Annotated in this window: 1 rRNA gene; it reads right to left on the reverse strand. The window is 45.6% G+C overall.

Annotated elements, in window-relative coordinates:
* Positions 1–948, reverse strand: a 23S ribosomal RNA gene (locus QWI17_RS08890); the annotation flags it as partial.

A 948-nucleotide genomic window follows, 5' to 3' on the forward strand; every position in this document is an offset into this window, starting at 1 on the left:
GCTTCGGTAATATGCTTATGCCCGATTATTATCCATGCCGGATCGCTCGACTAGTGAGCTGTTACGCACTCGTTAAATGAATAGCTGCTTCCAAGCTAACATCCTAGCTGTCTATGCAATCCAACCGCGTTTTTTCAACTTAGCATATATTTGGGGACCTTAGCTGATGGTCTGGGTTCTTTCCCTCTCGGACATGGACCTTAGCACCCATGCCCTCACTGCCTAGAAACATATATTAGCATTCGGAGTTTGTCAGGAATTGGTAGGCGGTGAAGCCCCCGCATCCAATCAGTAGCTCTACCTCTAATATACTTAACTAAACGCTGCACCTAAATGCATTTCGGGGAGTACGAGCTATTTCCCAGTTTGATTGGCCTTTCACCCCTACCCACAGGTCATCCGAAGACTTTTCAACGTCAACCGGTTCGGTCCTCCACTTTGTGTTACCAAAGCTTCAACCTGCCCATGGGTAGATCACAAGGTTTCGCGTCTAATACTACTGACTATAACGCCCTATTCAGACTCGCTTTCGCTACGGCTCCGCACCTGAAGTGCTTAACCTTGCCAGCAACATTAACTCGTAGGCTCATTATGCAAAAGGCACGCCGTCACTCCGAAGAGCTCCGACCGCTTGTAGGCGTACGGTTTCAGGTTCTATTTCAACTTTCTATTCGAAATGCTTTTCACCTTTCCTTCACAGTACTAGTTCACTATCGGTCTTTGAGGAGTATTTAGCCTTGGAAGATGGTCCTCCCATATTCGGACAGAATTTCTCGTGTTCCGCCTTACTCGTTATCAACTTAATAAAAATTTCATTTACGGGACTATCACCCTCTACGGTTAACCTTTCCAGGTTATTCTATTATCCTTATAAAGTCTTTAGGGCTAATCCGCGTTCGCTCGCCACTACTTACGGAATCTCAATTGATTTCTTTTCCTATTGGTACT

It is taken from the genome of Gilvimarinus gilvus, from assembly GCF_030518155.1.
Classification (GTDB): domain Bacteria; phylum Pseudomonadota; class Gammaproteobacteria; order Pseudomonadales; family Cellvibrionaceae; genus Gilvimarinus; species Gilvimarinus gilvus.